This is a genomic window from Tissierella praeacuta (assembly GCF_040396155.1).
In the GTDB taxonomy this organism is placed as follows: domain Bacteria; phylum Bacillota; class Clostridia; order Tissierellales; family Tissierellaceae; genus Tissierella; species Tissierella praeacuta_A.
The window spans coordinates 22,987-44,031 of the sequence record NZ_JBEBOY010000024.1 but is presented as its reverse complement, the minus strand read 5'-3'; the positions used below and the strand labels follow the sequence as shown (position 1 = coordinate 44,031).

At 31.4% G+C, this 21,045-nt stretch carries 26 protein-coding genes; 21 read left to right on the top strand and 5 right to left on the bottom strand.

Features of this window, described 5'->3' with window-relative positions:
* The first annotated feature begins 55 nt into the window (after positions 1-55).
* The 7 genes from ABWP20_RS12055 to ABWP20_RS12025 all read left to right on the top strand — a co-directional run bounded on the left by ABWP20_RS12055 (position 56) and on the right by ABWP20_RS12025 (position 4,141).
* On the top strand, positions 56-343 hold the full coding sequence (locus ABWP20_RS12055; RefSeq protein ID WP_353096059.1) for a hypothetical protein: 288 nt from the start codon (positions 56-58) through the stop codon (positions 341-343).
* 609 nt (positions 344-952) lie between these two features.
* Positions 953-1,492 carry an RNA polymerase sigma factor gene (locus ABWP20_RS12050; protein ID WP_353096058.1) on the top strand — a complete coding sequence of 180 codons (540 nt, stop codon included), beginning with the start codon at positions 953-955 and terminating at the stop codon, positions 1,490-1,492.
* Positions 1,485-2,171: a DUF4367 domain-containing protein gene (locus ABWP20_RS12045; protein WP_353096057.1), complete on the top strand. Its 687-nt coding sequence runs from the start codon at positions 1,485-1,487 to the stop codon at positions 2,169-2,171. The genes ABWP20_RS12050 and ABWP20_RS12045 overlap by 8 nt, the downstream gene beginning before the upstream one ends.
* Before the next feature lie 290 nt (positions 2,172-2,461).
* Complete coding sequence (locus ABWP20_RS12040; RefSeq protein WP_353096056.1) at positions 2,462-2,995, top strand: YcxB family protein; 534 nt, start codon at positions 2,462-2,464, stop codon at positions 2,993-2,995.
* A gap of 249 nt (positions 2,996-3,244) precedes the next feature.
* The gene (locus ABWP20_RS12035) at positions 3,245-3,451 is read left to right on the top strand and encodes a hypothetical protein (RefSeq protein WP_353096055.1); all 207 of its coding nucleotides are present in this window, start codon (positions 3,245-3,247) and stop codon (positions 3,449-3,451) included.
* A gap of 26 nt (positions 3,452-3,477) precedes the next feature.
* Positions 3,478-3,855, top strand: coding sequence for a hypothetical protein (locus ABWP20_RS12030; protein WP_353096054.1), 378 nt, complete (start codon positions 3,478-3,480; stop codon positions 3,853-3,855).
* Positions 3,856-3,874: 19 nt separating this feature from the next.
* Complete coding sequence (locus tag ABWP20_RS12025) at positions 3,875-4,141, top strand: hypothetical protein (RefSeq protein WP_353096053.1); 267 nt, start codon at positions 3,875-3,877, stop codon at positions 4,139-4,141.
* A gap of 417 nt (positions 4,142-4,558) precedes the next feature.
* On the opposite strand, the gene ABWP20_RS12020 is transcribed toward ABWP20_RS12025, so the two are convergent.
* From ABWP20_RS12020 to ABWP20_RS12005, 4 genes are all read right to left on the bottom strand, one after another.
* Positions 4,559-5,377, bottom strand: a complete 819-nt coding sequence (locus ABWP20_RS12020; protein ID WP_353096052.1) for an NAD(P)H-binding protein — start codon at positions 5,375-5,377, stop codon at positions 4,559-4,561.
* A 570-nt stretch (positions 5,378-5,947) separates the two neighbouring features.
* On the bottom strand, positions 5,948-6,178 hold the full coding sequence (locus ABWP20_RS12015) for an IS3 family transposase (RefSeq protein WP_353096061.1): 231 nt from the start codon (positions 6,176-6,178) through the stop codon (positions 5,948-5,950).
* Positions 6,179-6,613: 435 nt separating this feature from the next.
* Positions 6,614-7,009 carry a RidA family protein gene (locus tag ABWP20_RS12010; protein WP_353096051.1) on the bottom strand — a complete coding sequence of 132 codons (396 nt, stop codon included), beginning with the start codon at positions 7,007-7,009 and terminating at the stop codon, positions 6,614-6,616.
* Positions 7,010-7,622: 613 nt separating this feature from the next.
* Positions 7,623-8,276: a CatA-like O-acetyltransferase gene (locus ABWP20_RS12005; protein WP_353096050.1), complete on the bottom strand. Its 654-nt coding sequence runs from the start codon at positions 8,274-8,276 to the stop codon at positions 7,623-7,625.
* 294 nt (positions 8,277-8,570) lie between these two features.
* Here ABWP20_RS12005 and ABWP20_RS12000 point away from each other — a divergent pair, with 294 nt between their 5' ends.
* The 14 genes from ABWP20_RS12000 (at position 8,571) to ABWP20_RS11935 (ending at position 20,544) form a co-directional block, all read left to right on the top strand.
* A complete protein-coding gene (locus ABWP20_RS12000; protein WP_353096049.1) occupies positions 8,571-8,765 on the top strand; it encodes a nucleoside phosphorylase-I family protein in 195 nt (64 codons plus the stop codon).
* 571 nt (positions 8,766-9,336) lie between these two features.
* The gene (locus tag ABWP20_RS11995) at positions 9,337-9,849 is read left to right on the top strand and encodes a hypothetical protein (protein WP_353096048.1); all 513 of its coding nucleotides are present in this window, start codon (positions 9,337-9,339) and stop codon (positions 9,847-9,849) included.
* Between the two features lie 351 nt (positions 9,850-10,200).
* On the top strand, positions 10,201-10,830 hold the full coding sequence (locus ABWP20_RS11990; protein ID WP_353096047.1) for a TetR/AcrR family transcriptional regulator: 630 nt from the start codon (positions 10,201-10,203) through the stop codon (positions 10,828-10,830).
* 27 nt (positions 10,831-10,857) lie between these two features.
* Complete coding sequence (locus tag ABWP20_RS11985; protein ID WP_353096046.1) at positions 10,858-11,403, top strand: GNAT family N-acetyltransferase; 546 nt, start codon at positions 10,858-10,860, stop codon at positions 11,401-11,403.
* 641 nt (positions 11,404-12,044) lie between these two features.
* Positions 12,045-12,755 carry a response regulator transcription factor gene (locus ABWP20_RS11980; protein WP_353096045.1) on the top strand — a complete coding sequence of 237 codons (711 nt, stop codon included), beginning with the start codon at positions 12,045-12,047 and terminating at the stop codon, positions 12,753-12,755.
* The gene (locus ABWP20_RS11975; protein ID WP_353096044.1) at positions 12,752-13,915 is read left to right on the top strand and encodes a sensor histidine kinase; all 1,164 of its coding nucleotides are present in this window, start codon (positions 12,752-12,754) and stop codon (positions 13,913-13,915) included. The genes ABWP20_RS11980 and ABWP20_RS11975 overlap by 4 nt, the downstream gene beginning before the upstream one ends.
* 73 nt (positions 13,916-13,988) lie before the next feature.
* On the top strand, positions 13,989-16,070 hold the full coding sequence (locus ABWP20_RS11970) for a serine hydrolase (RefSeq protein ID WP_353096043.1): 2,082 nt from the start codon (positions 13,989-13,991) through the stop codon (positions 16,068-16,070).
* Positions 16,071-16,345: 275 nt separating this feature from the next.
* Positions 16,346-16,519 carry an Rrf2 family transcriptional regulator gene (locus ABWP20_RS11965; protein WP_353096042.1) on the top strand — a complete coding sequence of 58 codons (174 nt, stop codon included), beginning with the start codon at positions 16,346-16,348 and terminating at the stop codon, positions 16,517-16,519.
* Positions 16,520-16,625: 106 nt separating this feature from the next.
* Positions 16,626-16,952 carry an ArsR/SmtB family transcription factor gene (locus ABWP20_RS11960; RefSeq protein WP_353096041.1) on the top strand — a complete coding sequence of 109 codons (327 nt, stop codon included), beginning with the start codon at positions 16,626-16,628 and terminating at the stop codon, positions 16,950-16,952.
* 100 nt (positions 16,953-17,052) lie between these two features.
* Positions 17,053-17,607: a flavodoxin family protein gene (locus ABWP20_RS11955; protein WP_353096040.1), complete on the top strand. Its 555-nt coding sequence runs from the start codon at positions 17,053-17,055 to the stop codon at positions 17,605-17,607.
* 17 nt (positions 17,608-17,624) lie between these two features.
* A complete protein-coding gene (locus tag ABWP20_RS11950; RefSeq protein WP_353096039.1) occupies positions 17,625-18,200 on the top strand; it encodes an NAD(P)H-dependent oxidoreductase in 576 nt (191 codons plus the stop codon).
* 51 nt (positions 18,201-18,251) lie between these two features.
* Entirely contained in the window at positions 18,252-18,803 is a 552-nt protein-coding gene (locus ABWP20_RS11945) for a hypothetical protein (RefSeq protein WP_353096038.1), read from the top strand.
* A 357-nt stretch (positions 18,804-19,160) separates the two neighbouring features.
* The gene (locus ABWP20_RS11940) at positions 19,161-19,607 is read left to right on the top strand and encodes an Lrp/AsnC family transcriptional regulator (protein ID WP_353096037.1); all 447 of its coding nucleotides are present in this window, start codon (positions 19,161-19,163) and stop codon (positions 19,605-19,607) included.
* Positions 19,608-19,632: 25 nt separating this feature from the next.
* Positions 19,633-20,544: a D-isomer specific 2-hydroxyacid dehydrogenase family protein gene (locus tag ABWP20_RS11935; RefSeq protein ID WP_353096036.1), complete on the top strand. Its 912-nt coding sequence runs from the start codon at positions 19,633-19,635 to the stop codon at positions 20,542-20,544.
* Positions 20,545-20,648: 104 nt separating this feature from the next.
* Here the strand turns inward: ABWP20_RS11935 and ABWP20_RS11930 are convergent, their stop codons facing one another.
* Positions 20,649-20,807: a hypothetical protein gene (locus tag ABWP20_RS11930; RefSeq protein ID WP_353096035.1), complete on the bottom strand. Its 159-nt coding sequence runs from the start codon at positions 20,805-20,807 to the stop codon at positions 20,649-20,651.
* Positions 20,808-21,045: the final 238 nt, after the last annotated feature.

Genomic DNA, 21,045 nt, shown 5'->3' with positions numbered 1-21,045 from the left:
GTGGCGGCATAGAAAGTTAAACTTTTTGTGTCTAAGCTATTGACACAAGTCCAATATGACTTTTATCAAAGAAGATTTCATAGAGCCTATAGGAAATGATATAGATTTAGTGGAAATAAAAGAAAATGGATATGCAGAATGGTTTAAGATAGACGAAAAAAGTAAAAATAAAATGATTGAGGTTGAATCACCAAAGGATGGAAATTTTGCAGTGTATGATGAAAATGGACAATGTATAATATTAAATTCTGTGATGGAAGAAGATAAGAGTAGATTACCAGAGAATGGTTTCATAGTATTTGTTGGTAATAAAGAAAATGTATTTAAAATAAAAATAAGATAATATAATGCCATAACTTTTCAATTGTATTGGAATGTTATGGAATTATTGTATGAACATAAAAATAAATTACTGGCTGCGCTGGTGTGTCCTCAGTTAGCTTTAGCTTCAAGTAAAAAATCGCCTATGATATAATAATTGTAGGTTTGCCAACCACAAAATACATAGGAGGTATCCAAAATGGATATGAATAGTTTAGCTCATAGTGTGTCCTGAATGCTAAAGGATACGAAAAGAATTATTGTAACTGAAAGCAATGCTTTCTGAGAGATGGAAGTAGGTCTTCCGCGATCGACATACAGGTGTAGGTTACAAAATACTTATAGGTGCTGTAGGTAAAAGCTATGTTATTGAGCGTACGGACTGATGTTAAGGAGTATATCAAGTGGAAGAAAAGGCGCGTTGAGAGTATAATAATGATGAGGTATTGTGGTTTGAAGGAGAAATGATAGGATTTAACCACAACATATAGCGGTTGGAGGACGAAAATCGGTGAAAAAATACCATTTTTTGGCCCTTAAAAATAGAGTGATTTATAGATGACATTGGATAATTTGGGTGATAAATAAAGTAGGGATAGAAAAACTAGGGTTAAAAATGGGGGTGAATCTTATGCTGATTTATTTATCTATGATTGAGTTAGAAGAGGATAAAAGTAAATTTGAGCAGCTATATATCACATATAAACAAACAATGTTTTATGTTGCCAATAGGATACTTAAAGATAAATATTTATCAGAGGATGTTGTTCATCAGGCATTTTTAAGAATTGTTGATAATTTATCTAAAGTAGGTAAAATTGATTGTCACAAAACCAAAAGATTCATCGTTGTTATAGTAGAGAATATAGCAATTGATTTTTATCGTAAACGAAAACGTGAAGATAGTATATCTTTTGAAGAGGTGGCGATTTATATAGAAGATATAAAAAGTAAGAGTAATTTAATAACAAATGATATAGAAGAAGCTATATTAAAACTTCCTATAAATTACTCCGCTGTTTTAAGATTAAAATATTCTCAAGGATACAATAATAAAGAAGTTTCAGAGATTTTGAGTATATCTGAAGAAAATGTAAGACAAAGGTTAGTGAGAGGGAGAAAAAGACTAGAAAAAATATTAGAAGAAGGGAGTGAGAAGGCTTATGAGTAAATATGTAATTGATGATGATTTTCTATATACATATGTTAAAAGTGCAGAAAATATAATGCTTGACAGTTTGCCTAAGGAAGAAGAATTATCTTATAACTTCTCAAAGAGATTTCAAAGAAAGATGAATAAATTGATACAACAACAAAAGAGATCTCCCTTCATGAAATCTTTCGTAAATCATGGTAAAAGAGTTGCAATTATATTTTTAGTAATCATATCTATAGTATTTACTACAACAATGAGTGTGGAAGCATATAGGACTAAATTTTTTGAAGTAATTAAAGAAGTGTGGGAAGAATTCACATCAATAATTTTTAAGAATAAAGAGAATATAGATGATGTAAAATTGATACCAATAAATCCAACGTTTATCCCAGATGATTTTAAAATTGTAGAGCATGAAATTAACTCTTATGAACAATTTGCTTATTGGGAAAATGGTAATGGCATTGAAATTATGTTTGAACAAGCTAAGATTATGGTGAATGCTATTATAACTGATACAGAAGGAATAGAAGTAGAAGAGAAGTTTATAGGAGAACAAAAAATTATTTATTTTACCAATAAAAATGTAAACCAAATATATTGGTATGATGATAATTATACATATACAATCATTTCAGAATACGATAAAAATGAGTTGTTAAAGATGGCAGAGAGTATAATAGATAAAAAATAAATATATTTAAATTAAGTGTCACAAAAGGCTCCTTTCATTCGTTGATAGAGTAAGAACAAATGAAAGGGGTTTTTTATTGAAAACTGCAATGCTGATTTTGCTCGAAAGATGTAAAGAAGGCTATTCGATTTTAAATTAACGTTTATTCTAAAAATTTAAAGGCTATAAATCTATATAAGAAGCATAGCTTTAAAGTTAAAGAAGAAAAAGCAAATAAAGAATATTCAATGATATTGAAGTTATAGATATAAAAATATTCTTATTAATACGCAGAAAGATGGAGGAATATTATGGAGCTAAAGTACGAGGTAACAGAAGAGGATTATATAAAATTCAATATATATCATGCTAAGAATTCAAGATCTCATAAAAAGACATATAATATGTTGAAATATTGGATTCCTATTTTATGTGGAGTAGTGATATTTTTTACAGGTCCTAGTTTACATAAACAACCTAAACTTTATTGGGGTATTATTGCAATATTATTTATGATAATATGGATAATAAGGTTTCCTAAGACATATGAAAAGTTAATAAAAAAATCTGCTAAAGATATGCTTAAAGATGGAGATAATTCATCTATGATATGCCAAAATACCATGATAATAGAAGAAAATGATATAAAAGTTATTAATGAACACTCTACTGAAATAACATCAAAAGAAGGTATAAAAGATATAAAAATCTATGATGATATGATACTCATTTATTTAAGTGGATTTACTGCACATATTGTTCCGACAAGATACTTAACTCAAGAGATTAAAAAGGAACTTTTGGAGAAATTAGAATATATAAAAAACAATAAGAAACAAAAATAAATAATACCCAATAGTTATACATCATTTAATATTTTGTTCATCTTACACATTAGAAACAGGTCAAATATTATATATATAAATTAAATAAAGGTGAACTATAAATGTACTAAGATATAAAATTCCTTAGTGTGTTGTTCTGAAAACTAAATAGAGAAAATAAGAGGGGTTAAGTTTGCAGGTCAGTTTAAAGACCAAATAGACTTAGCCTCTTTTTGGTATCCAAAAATAAATTCGAAAGGATTTAGAACAATGTCAAAATTATTTATGTATGATACATCACTGGAAGGGATAGAACAATTGATGATGCTAGTGCCTAATTTTGAACCAAGGAGAAGCGGCATAATCATTAACAACTATTTTAATTGTGAAGGAGGTGTTAAAGACTGTAATTGCAATGTGGTTAATGTCAGGAATGGATGTGCTACTTGTGAAGGTATTTTTTTGATGAAAAGCTAAATGTTTATGAAATGGAATATAAGGATTTGATCAGATACTGCTTTGGAAAAATAAAAAATCATTCATTGAAAAATAGGCTAAAACTTCTCACAAACAACTTTAAAGGAGAAATATTTTTAAATCTTAATCATAAGGAAAGATTCTATCGTGTGATTTATGAACAAGACCTTGATATTTATGATATATCTCCAAGATACATTGCCGTCATATTTCTTTTGACTTCTGATGAAATACTATGGGATATATCAGAAGATACAGTAAAACCAATGAGTTATGTTTTTGAAAATGGTGTAAACGTAGTAACCACATGTGATGAAGCACTGTATCCATGGAGTTCTTCACCAAATATCACTAAAAAATTGGATGAGTTGGCTAAGAAAAATAATTGTACATTAATGGGTTGATTTATCTTATTGCCATTTGGTGGCGGCTACAGCAGAAAGTGCTCATAAGATCACTAAAATTATAGGAAGTGCCAGCTATAATGTAGAGGATTATGGAATAGCCCTTGCTGAACATCATGGAGCTGGATATTCACAGGAAAAATTTGAAAAGGAAATTGCCGTTCCCAACAGACTGAATGAAGAAGAGCTTAAGAATTTAATAGAAAGAGGAGAGTTTAAGCCGGTACCTATGTGGAATGTTAATAGCTGGTTATGTGCGAAATTAGGTCTTACAGTAAAAAAGTAAGTTCAGATATACAAACCTATACTTTATAACGGAGATATTTACTCAAAGACTTTAGATAGAATTATATCTAAAGACGAAGTTGACACAAATGACTGGGTAATATATTGTGAAGCAGATGTATATATTTCAAATTCACATATCAAAAATAGGGAAATGATTTGTTTCCTGATGATTCATAGAATTGTTGATGTAATCAATGCTCCGGCAGGATTTATAACAGGTAATGAATTACCACCAGTGAGATACTTTGTAAAGCCATTAAATGAATATGTTGAAGATGGAAAGTAAAATATTATTTAATACCAAGAAATAGAAGAAGCCCTATTTATGATAATATCATTATCTCATAGATAGGACTTCTTCTATAGGTGTGTTGTAATTGACAGCTATGTTTTGTTTGTATCTGATTTAATTCACTTATCGTAATAAATCGGCAAATTCACGAACATATTCTTGAAATTGACGAGCTGGGCGTCCTAATGCATCCCACACTCCACTAGATAGATAGCTCATTTCATTGTGTTTCATTGATTTATTAAAAAAGACCATACCGTAGCCGTTTGTTTCATCATAACCTAAAGTAGACAGATAACGTTTATACTCTGTTAAATCTACTTCAACTAATTGAATTGGTTTGCCCAATTCACGTGCCATAATCTCTGATACATCACCTAATGATAACAACTGCGGTCCACTGACTTCATAAATTTTATTTTCATGACCTGGTTCCGTAATTGCAGCAACAGCTACCGCAGCAATATCTGAAGCATCAACAAAAGGTGCTGTTCCACTCCCAGATGCAGAAATAAGTCTTCCTTCTTTGATTCCCTGGCTAAAAGCAGGTATAGTATGGAAATTTTGCACAAACCATGCTGGATGCAAAATCGTCCATGTCATTCCACTGTGACGGACCAATTCTTCACGCATATGCCCTTCTGGTAAGTCCGTATCAATCCAGTCACGGGCAGATAATAGGACAATATGTTCAACTTGCTTAGCAGAACATTGATTTAAGAAACGTGCTAAGCGTTCGACACCCCCTGGGCGCTCATCTGCAACAATATAGACCGCTTTTGAATCTGAAATTGCTGGGTTCCAAGTGGATTCATCATCCCAATCAAAGCGAATAGAGGTTGAACGAGAAACAGCATTCACATTCCATCCTTTATCCGATAAGCCTTTTGACACTAAATGTCCTGTTTTACCAGTTGCACCAAGTACCGTTGCTTTATTCATAATTAACCCTCCTAGATATACCTTTAAAAGTTTATTAAATTTGACTCCTGTATAATTGTATCTTAAGATATATTCTATGTAAAGTACGCATTTTCAAGTTATATACTATACCAAAGGAGAGAGTAAAATGGTAATAGAGAATTGTAATCGTATAGGTGTTGATATAAGCCAAACTGGCCTTGGATATACATTATTAAAGTGAACAAAGAGGATGTAAAACTTTGTTCACTGCAGTAATTAGCTGATATCAAAAGATTTAGACATTGCTAAATAGTGCCAGTTGAATAGCCATTAATACTATGGATAATATAAGAAGATAACTGATTTTCTGAAACTGTAGGAAGTGAAATCTGGATTCCTGTAAATATATAAAAATCAAACCGTAAATGCATTGAGATTTATATAAAAAATCTTGATACATTTTTTTATATAAATCCAAAACTAAATATAGAAATTAAAAGAGGCTAAATTTTCAGGTCAATTAAATGATTGAAGTGCACCCTGTCAAGTAGACAGGGTAAATAAATGAAATATTGGACTGAACCCGGTTAGGTAGACTTGATAAATAGTCTATTTGTTCAGGTTCAGTTTTTCATATTCTATAGGAGATAAATATCCAAGAGAAGAGTGCCTTCTCTTCCTATTATAAAAAAGTTCTATATATTCAAATACAGCTTTTTTAACCTCTTCTCGTGTAGCAAAGACTTTGTTACTATCCATCATTTCTGTTTTTAATGATTTATTAAAGAACTCCATAATAGCATTGTCATAAGGATTTCCAGCATTACTCATACTTGGAATAATACCATGTTTTTCAACCTCGATCTGGTACCTCTTGCCAATGAACTGAGATCCCTTATCTGTATGTACAACAAGACCTTCATTGGGTGATTCATTCCATATAAGCCATCAGATATAGAAATCCTTCTTTAGTAGGAATATATGTTATGTCACCAACCCAAGTTTTATTTTTCATATCAGCAGAGAAATTTTGCATAAGAATATTATCTTTTATTAGTTGTTCTTGAACTTTTAAATTCATTACTATATTTTTTTCTAGACATAAAGTACCCCTCTTAATAAAAGTATTGACTAAATCTACTAATCTATACGTCTACTAAAAGGGGTTCAGTCCACTCCAAAAGTTAAAATTCTTGTCTAACTTTTGGGGTGCACTTCATTTACGGGTGGTCATGATTATAATAAGATATTTTTATCTAGGAGTATGGGACAAAATTATTTTGCTGCCCATATTTCAATTTCTAATTTTATCTCTTCTAACCCTAAGGCATTTACATAAGCAACAGTCATTGAAGGGGAGAGCTTACCAAAAAAATCATCATATACTTTATAAAAGTAATCCCAGTCAATTTTTTCTGTTGACCATATATTAACCTTAATAACATTATCCGGTATTAAATCTATACTCTTTAATAGATTTGATATATTTAAAAATGTATTGTTAACTTGTTTATTGAATTCTTCAGGAAAATTACCATCTAAATCCGCTCCAACCTGACCAGAAAATGTGTAAAATGTTGCATTAGGCTCTATTTTTGTTATGTGAGTATAATTACCTACTGCTCTACTTACTTCTGAAGAATCTAATCTACTAACTACATTATTATTCATTTTATAAAATCCTTTCTGTATTGGGATAAAATAATTTCTACCGCTATATATTGCTTATAATATATAGTTATCCATTGATAGAAATTTATTTATCGAAAACAGAAATGAAATGTTTATTATTTTCAATGTTTCTAGTATATAAACATTCTTTCATTCCAGCACCTCCTACGACACAAGTATATATATTAAAGTGGATTTTGTCAATAAAACATACACAGGTTTATATAAATCAATCAGCTTCAGGTTTTAAAGAATCTGAGAAATAGATTCTGCAGTAATACCTCGAAATCATTGATGAGATTGATGGTTTTCAGGAAAAATATATCTATGTTCAAGGCGCAAAAGGCTACATCTGGCTTCTAAAATCCCTTAGAGTGTTATGATATCTGCATTGCTGCATGACCAGCCTACGGTTAAATTCAACACCTAACATTTCATCTACGGCAATGCATTTTGCTGTGTTTGTAACCTGCGGGAAAATCCTGTCTTTCGCTTATAGATGATGAAAATGTTAGCGAAGTAGAGGAAATAAAAAAGGAAGCAGAAACTATTATGATATGCTTCCTTTTTTATATGAAATACGATTAAAAATATATAATGTAATAGAAATGGTTTACAACAACCATTCTTCTGCTGTTAATGCGAGTTTTTGTAGCTCAACAAGAAACTGAGAAACATGGTAACCATCTGCAGCTGCATGATGGATTTGTACGGAAACTGGTATTTGTACAGTATCTCCCTCCTCAAAGTATTTACCAAAGGTTATGATTTGCGAGAGAAATTGACTGTCTCCGAATAAGTCCAAATTGAATCCAGAAAAACTACTCCACGGAATGCAAGATACAGGAAAGTTGTTGAGCGGGCAATCCTTTTTAGGTAAGAGGCTGTGATCATTGGTGTGCAAGTGCATATCTGCCTCATAATTTTGATAAAACACCTTGAATTCTTTCGAATATTCCGTCCAAAGCTCCGAAAAGGTATGTGTATCCTTATGAAAAATCGTATACGATGGGTGGACTTGTTCCCAGTACCCAACTTCTCCAGCTTCATTGACATAAGTTCTCAATTCCACTTGAGCATTTACCCCAACTGAGGCCATATACAGAACAAGGGGATAAAAAGTAAATTCCTTTGCCTTGCTCATGGTCAGAAGCTTTGTGATATCAATATTCTTTGTAATACTAAATCCGCATTTTACGTGTTTAAAATAATGTTCAAAATGCTCTCTGCGATCCCACTGTTCCATGTTTATTTTATTAAATTTCATGATTATCCTCCTAAAATTAAAATTAGATTTAACATTTAGGAGCTACCTTAACTGCCAGTTCCATATTTCCACCCCGTTCTGTGTAATTTAGCATATATTATACCATGGAATTATATAAAAGTAAATTTTAATTCCGAAGCCACACAGAAATGTATGGCTTCAGACTGTAGACAAAGTTGGATAACCATAGGTAGTATATATTAAGGTCATAAATATCACTACTATATTTTAGTGCAAAAGTTTGATATAATTAAGCAAATCAGAATTTGAGTGGATATTCCCGAGAATGAATTTATGGTTCAAATATTAGCTTTAAGGACGAGGGGATTTCCTTACCATTATCTACCGCCTTCCAGAGAGATTGCAGTATCAAGAAAAGGGATACAGACTGTAGAAACAGCTGTATCTCAGGCCAGATTTGCCTTTGACGAAGTGAAGACATGTTCTACAGATGGTTTTTATCGAGAAACGGAAGAAGATGGAAGATGATTTATGACAATATAAACAAGAAATTTTGAGGATGAAGGAAGGAATTTATCTATATGGTTCAGCTATACTTGGAGGTCTGCACATTAACAGTGATGTGGACATTCACAAAATCTTGCTGTACTACTTGAAATAGCTCGAAAAGCCTATTTAGGTGAATGTGATGATTGCTGGAGTGATTTAGAAGCTGAGATAACTTCACTTGTTGCCTTTATGAACAAGTCCATTGAAAGTTTGCTTGATAACATAGATAATTTGGATTTAACAAGGTAACTTTTAAAAGCACGAAAACTCTTCGTGCTTTTAGTTTTCATAAATATTCTGTTTTTGTATATTAAAAACAGAGAAATTAGTTTGTCTACAGTCTGAAACAGCAGGTTTTCGCCTGCCATTTTTAAAAACTAAGAGATAACCATGTGAGGTTAATATAGCTACATTTGATTAATGGTCGAGGACTGTTTACCAAGGCTCTTATTTATGCTGGATATAAAGTAATTGACTCTGAAGATGTTTAATAACTAGTAATTTAAAGTATGGACTATTTATATAACCTACATTAGGGGGTGAATTTTTAATGATAATTCTAATTGCTGGTAGTTCACATACTGGAAAAACACTTTTAGCCCAGAAGTTACTTAAAAAATACGGTTATCCATATCTATCTATAGACCATTTGAAAATGGGTTTAATTCGTAGTGGACAGACTACCCTTACTCCAGAAGATGATGGCCTATTAACAAATTATTTATGGCCAATTGTAAGAGAAATGGTAAAGACTGCAATAGAAAACGATCAAAATTTAGTTGTTGAGGGGTGCTATATTCCCTTCAACTGGAAGGATGATTTTAGCGATAAATATCTTAAACACATTCGGTATTATTGTCTGGTAATGACAAAAAAATACATTGATAATCACTTTTCAGATATTATAGGATATGAAAATGTAATAGAGGGTCGCCTTTATGATTCATTTTTAAGGCCAGAAATGCTGATAAAGGAAAATGATTCTAATTTAAAGATGTGTAAAAAATATAGATGCGACTATATTCTGATTGATGATGAATACAAAGTAGATGTTGAACTATAATTTCTGATTACCATAGAGATTATGTTAGCTCAGCCCATCCAAATCTAATTTGTAGAGTTGAGGCAACATTAAGGACAATATACATTGAGGCGTAGTTATAACAATTTAGCTGAGAAAACCTTTGGTTTGTCCTTATTTTAGATACTCCAAGAACTGTTTAGCAGCCAGAGAAGCAGTCTTTCGATCTTTTATAGCAATGCTGATGTTCAATCCGCTTTCCAGTCCCTTTAATTGCATGTTTAGGTAATTCGCTTAAACAAAATCATATTAAAATTATAGCTTGACTTAGACATTATTGTCGCTTATAATCAAAATAGACATGCGTGTCTATTTTAAAAGGAGAGAGATTAAATGTCACCTAGAGTTGGAGATACGTATAAACAAAACAGAAAAGAGGAAATACTCCAAGCAGCAAAACGTGTTTTTATTATGTGCGGATATAATAAAGCTACAATGCAAGATGTAATTGAAGAAGCTAAAATGTCAAGGGGAGGTGTCTACGCTTACTTTGATAATATAGAACATGTATTTGTAGAAGTTCTGAAGCTTGATGATAAGAAGGATTCCAAAGTTTTTATAGAACCGGTTAAAGGGATATCATTATGGACTCAACTGGATGAATTTTTACAATTACAGCAAACAGAAATCGAAAATGTTAAAGATTCGCTTGTACGTGCAAAATCAGAGTTTTTTTTACGGTTAGACTCTATTGAGAACAAAGAATTAGTGCATTATATCACGAAAAGATATATTAAATTGAAAAATGCAATTGAGAAGTTTATTAATATGGGGCTAGTACAAAATGAATTCGATCCTGTTCTTACACCTGAAAGTATAGCTCTATATATGATTTCATTTATTGACGGGTTGACGTTTAATTCGCTTAGTATTGGCGCAAAAGAAACTAAAATCGACGATCAGCTAGCTGCATTCAAGCACTCTCTAAGGGCGATACTTAGACCTGAAACAGTAAAAGAATAAAAATAAATCAATGAAAGGAATGTTCGTATGCTATTTGAATCAGGTAGAATCATTTTACGTAAGATGACATTAGAAGACACAGAATTATATCATCAATGGAGAAATGATATAGAGGTTATGCAGTCTACTGCCCCTCTTTTAGATATTTATAATATTAAAGAAACAGAAGAATTTGTTACACATGTGATATTAGGATCACATTTTTCCAAGAGCTATATTATAGTCGAGAAAGAATCTAAGAAACCAATTGGAGTTACTTCTTTGATTAATATTGATTATAAGAATCGCAATGCAGAATGTATTATTGACATTGGAGATAAAGAAGCATGGGGGAAAGGGTATGGAGCGGAGGCAATGAAATTACTTCTTGATTTCGGCTTTTTAGAAATGAATTTACACAGAATATTCTTAAGGGTTTTTTCTTTTAATGATAGAGCAATAAAACTATACGAGAAATTAGGATTTCAATGGGAAGGAAAACTACGGGAAAGCATTTTTCGTGGTGGGCAATGGCACGATATCATCCATATGGCAATTCTGAAAAATGAATACGCAGAAAAGAGGAAAAGTTAGTAAAAAAGAACCGCAAAGAAATACAGTTATCAAAGAGCGAGACGCTAAGACGCAGAGCCGATAACCATTGAGAAAATTCATGGTCATCGGCTCTTTCTCATGCATACCAAAAAATGTAGGCTTGGCGAGACTTTTTTATGTGTTGGTTAATACAGACTGCACCTAATTATAAAAAAGTGAATAGTACCATAAATATTATCTGTCAGTTGATACCATTTATATTTCTTGATTTCGGAATCATCGAAACAAAGCAAAAAAGCAGGGGTTCCTGTTTGGGGGAGGTCTGCTCTTTACTGGACTATGGTAGGAAAAAATATACCCAATTTAGTGGCAACCCGTTTCAGATTAGGTAATTACGTTAGGCTTTTCTTACAAAATACTGAGTTCCTAAAAAAGAAACCTCTTATGGTTTCAAGCTACATGTTCTTACTACAGTAGATGGTTAAAGGGGGTAGATTTTTAATAGAAATACCTATAAAATTTAATTTATAATATGGTGTTATAGTTTCTTAAGAGGGTATTTTATAAATTACAGTTGTTGCATTTTTGTGGCAAAGTTGTGGCAAGTTTACAAGTTTTTTAAAAATAAAAAATTATACAATAAAATAGACCTTAAGGAATGGATTAAAAGGAGGGATTATATGTCAACAATTTATTTTGCAGACGATGAAAAAGAAATAAGGGATGTGGTTACATCTTTTTTAAAGAATGAAGGATATGAAGTAAAAACATTTCAAGATGGAGATAAACTTTTTGCTAAATTTATAGAAAAGCCATGTGATTTAGTGTTGCTAGATATTATGATGCCAGGAACAGATGGTATTGGCATATTGACAGAAATACGAAAGGTATCCAAAGTTCCAATAATATTGTTGACAGCAAAAGATACAGATAGTGATTACTATAGTGGACTTTCCCTTGGAAGTGATGACTATATAACAAAACCCTTTAAACCAATTATACTTTTGGCAAAAATAAATGCGCTACTTAGACGAGTAAGATTTGAAAAAGAGATACAGACAGGAGCTATAAAGACAGATAAGGAATTGAGATGTGGGAATTTATATTATTCTGAATTAAGACATGAGGTTAAAGTAAACGACGAGATAGTAAATTTAACACCAACAGAGTTAAAATTCTTGGTCTATTTGATGGAACATTATGATGAAGCAGTAGGCAAAGGTAAAATCTTGGATGTTATCTGGGATATGAACTATGAGGTGGAAACACGAGTTGCGGATGAAACAAATAGAAGGCTTAGAAAAAAATTGACCAGAGCAGGTGCAGATGTATATGTTGAGACAATATGGGGGTATGGCTTTAAATTAACAGATATGAGTGTAGAGATATGAAAATCACAAAAAATGGTATAAGGATAAAATCAGAAAATAGAAAAATACTATATAAATTTACCATAATAGCTTTTTTATCGGGTTTATTTTTAATAGGGCTATTCTATTTAGTACAGATGAAAAACATTCAAACAAGTGCAGTTCTTGCAATAGAACATGCTGAAAAAGAGGGAAGATATGTAGACGGGAAATTGCCAGAGGCCTATACCATATATGCTGATTATGCTAATGAAGGTATATCCACCAAGACAGAGAGTAAATTGATCCATTACTATTTAGATAATATAGACTGGATACCTGATGATGAAATAAGTAAATTTGAAATGTATAGAAGTAAAATATTTTTTATCCCAGCAGAAAACAATGGAAATGCCAAAGAAAATCCACTTTTAATCTACACAGATGTTACTTTTTCAGAGGATTTAGTTAAACAGACAGTTGAGATCCTAATAGTTGCCCTTGGATTTATAACAGTGTTGTTATTTTTAGCAGGAAGACATTTTGGTAATGTACTTGATGAAAAAGATGATAGGCTTAAACAATTTTTTGCCAACGCATCTCATGAACTAAAGACGCCACTTATGGCAATTCAAGGAAATGCAGATGGAATAAGAAATGGCTATGTTGAAATAGAAGCAGCATATCAAATAATCAATAAAGAAGTGGATAGGATGACAAAGCTCATCGGAGATATTTTAGAGCTTAGTAAATTGGATAGTGGTGTGATGAGTCCAAGTATAGAGCAGGCAAATATACGTGAGATCATCTATGATGCTATGAGTATTGTAGAGCCTATTGCACTACAGAAAAATATAAAAATTGAAGTCAATATGCCAAACTCCATTATGAGACGTTGTGATGAAGGGATGCTATTTTCAGCAATTTCCAATATTTTAACCAATAGTATCCGCTATGCTTTAACTAAGATAAAAATAGATTTAACCCAAAACAGAGAATCCAAAGCAAAAATTTGTATATCAAATGATGGAGTTGGCTTAAAAAAAGATGAAATAAACCATATTTTTGATAGATTTTATAAAGGAGATAAAGGTCAAAGTGGAATAGGACTTTCTCTTAGCCTTGGGTATATAAGATTGCAGGGAGGCAATATAGTAGTTAGATCAGAAGAAGATAGAAGTGTTTTTGAGATAACTATTTAAGATTTTAATATAGGAAGTATAAAAAACAGAATGGCTTTGACATAGATCAATAGCCATATTAGGAGGAAAGTGTATGATAAACTTTAAAAAGGAGAATTTTTATAGAAAGGTACTTGTTGGACTTTTAAGTACATGTATATTATTAACAGGATGTGGAACAAAGACCAAAGAGATTCCAAGCACCAAAGTAGAATCTAAAGAAGCTGTAAAATCTGAAAATAAAGTTTCAGAAACAATTGAAAAAAAGGCTGAGCATCTTTTAAGTGAAAGTGAAGCCTTTAGTGTTCAATATGCCATAATAGATAATGGAAAGATATTATCATCAGGAGTTAAAGGTAAAAGTGAAGATGGTTTAAATAAAGATACAACATATGGTATTGGATCAGTTAGTAAGGTATTTACAGCAGTAGCAGTGATAAGGTTGGTAGAGGATGGAAAAGTTGATTTAGATACACCAGTGTATAAGTATATTCCAGAGTTTACCATGAAAGATGAAAGATACAAGGAGATAACTCCTCGTATGCTATTAGATCACTCATCAGGACTTAGAGGTACTGAAATGGTAAATGATATATTACTTGATGATAATGATTCATATGTTCATGATAAGCTTTTAGAGGTCTTAAAAGATCAAACATTAAAAGCAGATCCAGGAGAATTTTCAGTATACTGTAATACAGGATTTTCATTGGCGGAAATCTTGGTAGAAAGGGTTGGTGGATTAAGCTTTACAGAATTTTTGAGTAAAAATGTTCTAGATCCACTACAGATGAAAAATTCTGGAACACCACAGAGTTCCCTTGATAGATCTAAATTTGCTAGATTCTATATGGAAGATGGCTCTATACTTCCTAGACTAGAATATTGTAATACAATAGGTTCAGGTGGTGTAATATCTACAGCAGAGGATATGCTTAAGTTTTCGGAAATATTTATGGATAAGAACAATAGTGTAATCTCGAATAAAAGTGCTAAAGATATGTATAATGAACAATATAAACAAAGTTTTGGGCCTATAGATTATGGAAAATTAGATAAATATGGACTTGGTTGGGATAGTACGAAACTTTATCCTTTCTCAGAATATGGTATCAAAGGTCTTGCAAAAGGTGGAGATATATTTACATATCATGCTGCACTTGTAGTATTACCAGAAGAGAATATGTCAGCAGTTGTTTTAACTTCAGGTGGAGATAGTGGAAATAATCAAGCATTGGCATCTGAAATGTTGATGCTTGGATTAAAAGACAAAGGGAAGATAAAGGAAGAGAAAGAAAATAAAACTTTTGAAAAACCAGTACCTGCAAAAATTACAGAAGAGGTTTTAAAGTATGGAGGAGTTTATATACTTAGTAATGAAAGATTTGAAGTGGAAATCACTAAAGATGGAAAGTTATCTCTTTCAAATGAACCCGATAAGGTATATATCCATGTAGGAGATGGAAAATTTGTAATAGAAGATGGAAGTAGTCAAATACAGTTTGTTGATGAAAAAAATAAAAAGACTTATCTATGGCAAGAAAGTTATACCAATAGTGATGAATTTCCACAAATGTTTGATTCACAATATATTGGAGAAAAGATAATAAAAAATGAAATACCAACTAAAGTTGCAAAAGCATGGAAAGATCGTGAAGGAGATATATACTATATGTTAAACCAAAAATATAGTGCAGCAGCATATATTTCAGGACTTCCAGCAGCAGATATTGAAGAAGTTGATGAAGAGATTGGTTACTGGATGGACAAAAAAATAATAAATGAAAATATAGCAGTTTCAGAGGTTCAAATTCCGGGAATAGCAGGAAGAGATACAGTAGAAGTTAAGTTTTACAAAGAAAATGGTAATGAATACTTGAAGGGAAATGAACTTATAGCTATAAATGGAAAGAGCCTTAAACCATTGGAAATCAAGAATAAAATACAAATTGGAAAAGATGGATATGCAGTATGGCATAAAATTCCAAAGGAATTAGCTAATAAGACATTAACTGTAAAAATGCCGAAAAATGCAGCTTATACTATATATAATTCTGAGGGAAATTGTATAAATAGTAGCTATATAAGCGATGAAAATACAACCGTACTTCCAGAAGGCGGAACAATTGTATTTGCTGGAGATATAGGAAGCCAGTTTGAACTCAGTATTAAATAGATATATTATAAAAATGAACCCTAGTATTTGATCTAGACAAAACTCCCTGGATACTAAATGAAAATAACGAGTTAATAAATGATAATAGAGATACTATTTATAAAGTTCCTTATTTTGTGGAAGAAGTAAAGAAACAATTAGAATGTCTAAATATATAGATGAAAAAACAGACAATAAAAAAGTTATATAAAATAAATAAAAAATTATTTAACAAATAATACAATCAGGACTATTACAGATATACTAAGTCACTAATTGGAGGCGATTTATACATTATGAAGTATTCAAAAACTACAAACTATACCTTTCACACTATGCCTTTTCTTGCAATGGATATATCAAATAAACTTGTCGGTGTACAGAAGTTGGCAGAGAAACAAAAAGTTTCTCCGACGTACTTGTCTCCAATATTGACTAAGTTAGTTGAGGAAGAAATTATTTTAGGCTGAATACATCGCAATTAATTGGATTATATAAATGGTTAATAATAATATCAAAAAATTATTATTGACAAGTGCATGCGTGTGCATATATAATCTTATTTAGGTGATATATATGAATAAAAATGATTTGATTTTAGAATGTACTAGAGAAATTGAAGAAAACATTGATTTTGAATTTTTTAAGACTTTATTCGATCCGGTACGATGCGATATTATGAAATACTTGGCTATTAACGGAACGAAGAATATCAAAGATATTTCTGAAAATTTTACCCAGGATCGTTCAGTTATTTCAAGACATTTAGATTTAATGCACAGATATGGGATAGTCAATAAAACAAAAGAAAATAGAAATGTTCTTTATGAATTGAATGATAAATATATTCTTGAAAAATTCGAATTAACAGCAATCAATTTAAAAAAATTAATACAGCAGTAAAATTAAAAAAGGCAGGTCTGCCTTTTTTAAAATATAATAATGTGCATACATGTGCATAAAGGTATTTATTTACCAAATTAATTGAAAGGAAGGAATAAATATGAATATATTATCCGTTTTAGCAAGCCCCCGAAGACAAGGTAACACAGCTATTTTATTGAAAGAGTATTTAAAAGGTGTAGAGGATTTAACTCTCCCAATCCAAATAGAAACAATTGATCTTCAATCAAAGAATATACAATATTGTACAGGCTGCAACGCCTGCCAAAAAAGCAGTCAAAGTAAATGTATATTAAAGGATGATATGCAGGATGTTTATAAAAATGTGGAAAAGGCAGATGTTTTGATTTTTGCCACCCCTGTTTATGTTTTTAATATGACTGGACAGTTAAAAACTTTTTTGGACCGATTATATGCAGTGGATCATAATATTCTGTTAAACAAAAAAATTGTATTGTTAACCACTTATGGAGATATCAGTGAAGACAATGCAGGGGTTCAAAATATCATCCAATCCATCACTATGCTTTCCCAATATCTTGGGATGAAGTTTATACAAAACCTTAATGTAAGCACATATGAGGTACAGGTTTCTGAAAACGAGCAATCTAAAAAAGCTGCCTATATATTAGGAACAAATATTTTAAAATATTAATTAAGAGGTGTTTCAAGATGGTAACAATTGTATTCGCTCATCCATGGCATGGAAGTTTTAATAAGGCTATACTGGACACGGTAACAAGTGTCTTAAAGAAAGAGAAAAAGGAATATCAGGTAATTGACTTAAATAAAGAGAATTTTAACCCTGTTATGACTGAAGGGGAATTGGCTTTGTATTCAAAAGGACAACATAAGGACCCTTTGGTAACAAAGTATCAAGATATGTTAAAAAAAACAGATGAAATTATTTTTCTATTTCCCCTTTGGTGGTACAATATCCCTGCTATCCTTAAAGGTTTCATTGATAAGGTTATGTTGAAAAATTTTTCATATACAGAATCAAGTACAGGTTTAAAGGGGAAATTAACTCATATTAAATCTGCCAAAGTGATAACAACAGGTCAAGCTCCACGTTGGTATGTAAAATATTTTGCTGGTAATATGATTCAGAAAACATTTATTAATGCGACATTAAAAGGTGTTGGAATTAAAAATGCTAAGTGGCTCCACTGCGGGGATGTCTCTAAAGGAGCCCAAGTGAAGAGAGAGAAATTTCTGCAGAAGCTGACAAATTCATTAATGAAATAAAAATTATATAGCAGAAGGGTTATGAAGCTGAGATATACAACGGAGTTTCCAGTGAAGGAAAATCCACTTTTTCTGACCAGTTTTTATCCTCGGGATTATCTATGGACGAAATCTAATATTGAAAGAGGCCGAGTTTTTAGGTCAACTTTAATGCCCCATAGACTCAGCCTTTTTTATACTCAAATCCAGAAAGAAAAGCTCCCCAATGAGGGTATAAGAAGGTCTCGCTATTTATATTTAACCGTAGCTTTAGTTAAAAAGTTTACAGATGGTAGACAGTATCTAGGGACTTTCTCATTCCATTACCATCCGACGGTATCTGCCGTTATGGAGCACCGAAAAAGAATTGGTGGACAAAATATAGCTTTTATTTTGTCAGGTGGAAATATCGATGGAAAATTTTTAACGTCTATTTTAGAAAATATTGATGAAAGAGCATTGTACAAAAGCTTGAGTGTTAGTCTATCAACTTATCGGCTTATTTTCTTATACACCTTTAAATCTGAGCGTACACAAAACCAACAGCGCAAAAGCATTAATATATATCAATGCTTTTGCGCTGTTCCCTCCCCTTTATATTTGCACCGTAAGGATATAAGATAAATACTTTTTTTATTTTGTTTACAATTAATATATAGGTTTTAGCACAAAACATCTGATGTAATATTTTGGTAACAGGTGAAATACCTAAGTAAAATAAAAAATAAAGAAGATTTAGTTGCTACAATAAATAAATATATAAATGGCGAAGTTGATAGCAGTAATTTGATTTGCTTAATTTTTAAGATGTTACGAATAGCAACTGCCTTAAGCATATTTTGATAAAAAAGTAATCTCAAATATGAATAATTTTATTTGTGAAGCAATTCTAGTTGCTACTAGTAGTTAGTTTGTCTAGTCTAATGACTTAATGACACTTTAATGCTAAAATACATTACATACAGTAAGGAGGGGTGATTAATGGACGATTTAGATATTAAAATTATTAATATTATTAGCAATAATGCAAGAATATCTCATGAAGAAATAGGCAGGATTCTCCATATATCAAGACAAGCAATTCATCAAAGAATAAAGAAATTAGAAGAAAATGGTGTGATAAAAGGTTATAAAAGTATAATTGATTGGACTGAATTGGGAGAAGGTACTAGAGCATATATTTATGTAAAGGTAAATATGTCAAATTTTAAAGAAGATATAAAGCAATATATTAACATTGTTGTACCTAATGTAGTTGTAGAAGAATGTCAAAGAATTCATGGTGATTGGTGCATAGTAATCAAGGTTAGAGCGAAGTCTACTACAGATATTACAAATTTCATTGACCAACTATGGAAGATAAAATCTACCATTGATACCGCTACCACATTTATCTTATCAACAATAATTGAAGATGGTATAAAGTAAAAATTCAATGAAAGGATGAGAAGTGATGAAATTTAACAAAATAGTTTGTATTGACAAAACAGGATTGGAGCCTTGGGCAATTGAAGAACTAAAAAAATATTCTATAAAACCTATTGAGGTGTTTGATGATTATCCAGAAAATGATAATGAAATTATTAATAGGATAAGGGGCGCTGATTGTGTACTTGTATCTTGGAATACACAGATAAGTAAGAAAGTAATTGAGAACTCTAAGCAGTTGAAATATATTGGAATGTGCTGCAGTCTTTATGATGAAAATTCCGCAAATGTTGATATTAAGATTGCAAGGGTAAGTAATATTGAAGTTCGAGGAGTGAGAGACTATGGAGATGAAGGATTAATTGAATTCATTATTAGTGAATTAATAAGATTACTTAAAGGGTTAGGAGAGCATCAGTGGAGAAATGAAGCTGTAGAGCTAACACAAAGGAAAATTGGAATAATTGGAATGGGCACAACAGGTAGAATGTTAGCAAAAATGACATCCGCTTTTGGGATGAAGGTCTATTATTTTAGTAGAAGTAGAAAAATGGACATTGAAAAGGAAGGAATAGAATATCTTCCACTTAATGAACTGCTAAAGACAGTAGAAATTATATCTATTCATTTACCTAAAAATACAGTGATACTTGGAAAAGATGAGTTTGATTTGTTTGGGGATGGAAAAATATTGATTAATACTTCTTTAGGTACTCCATTTGAAGTTCCAGCATTTTTAGAATGGATACAGAGAAGAGGAAATTACGCAATTTATGATGAAGATGGTGCTGGAAGTTATAAAAATGAATTTGAAAAATACTCTAATATAATCTTGTCTAAAAAAGTAGCTGGTTGGACAAAAGAAGCAAGAGAGAGATTATCTATTAAAGTTCTAAAAAATATTCAAGAAGTCTTAAATGATCTAAATGTTCAATAATCATATATTTGGTAAGTATAAGATGAATAATTTCTATCATCGTGTATGTTCTCTGAATAAGTCTGAGCTGAAAATGAAGTAACACAATAAGCCATTCAGGAGGTTCAAGCTCCTGAATAGCTTATTGTTATGGTTTTCCTAGAGTAAATTGACGCAATCGTTTCATAAACTAAAATCTCTTGCGGGTATTTCTTTACTCGTTTTATCTCCTGTACGGAATTCATTACTAAATCCATCAAATGAATTCCATTGGTTCCTCCCATTGATAATCCCTCCAAGCAACCTGTGCAATAGCCTACAACTTTATTAGTCTTAAATTGAGCACAGTGTTTTTACATCAAAATTCTCTGTTCTTCTTCAGTGCGAGGAACAAATTTATTCCCTGAATTCTCAATAAATCGCACTGGGGCAAAACCCTCATAACGAGGAGAGTGTGGCTTTAGAAGAGATATTCCACAATAATCAGCTTTGTCATATGATGCTTCAATTTCTTCGGTTATA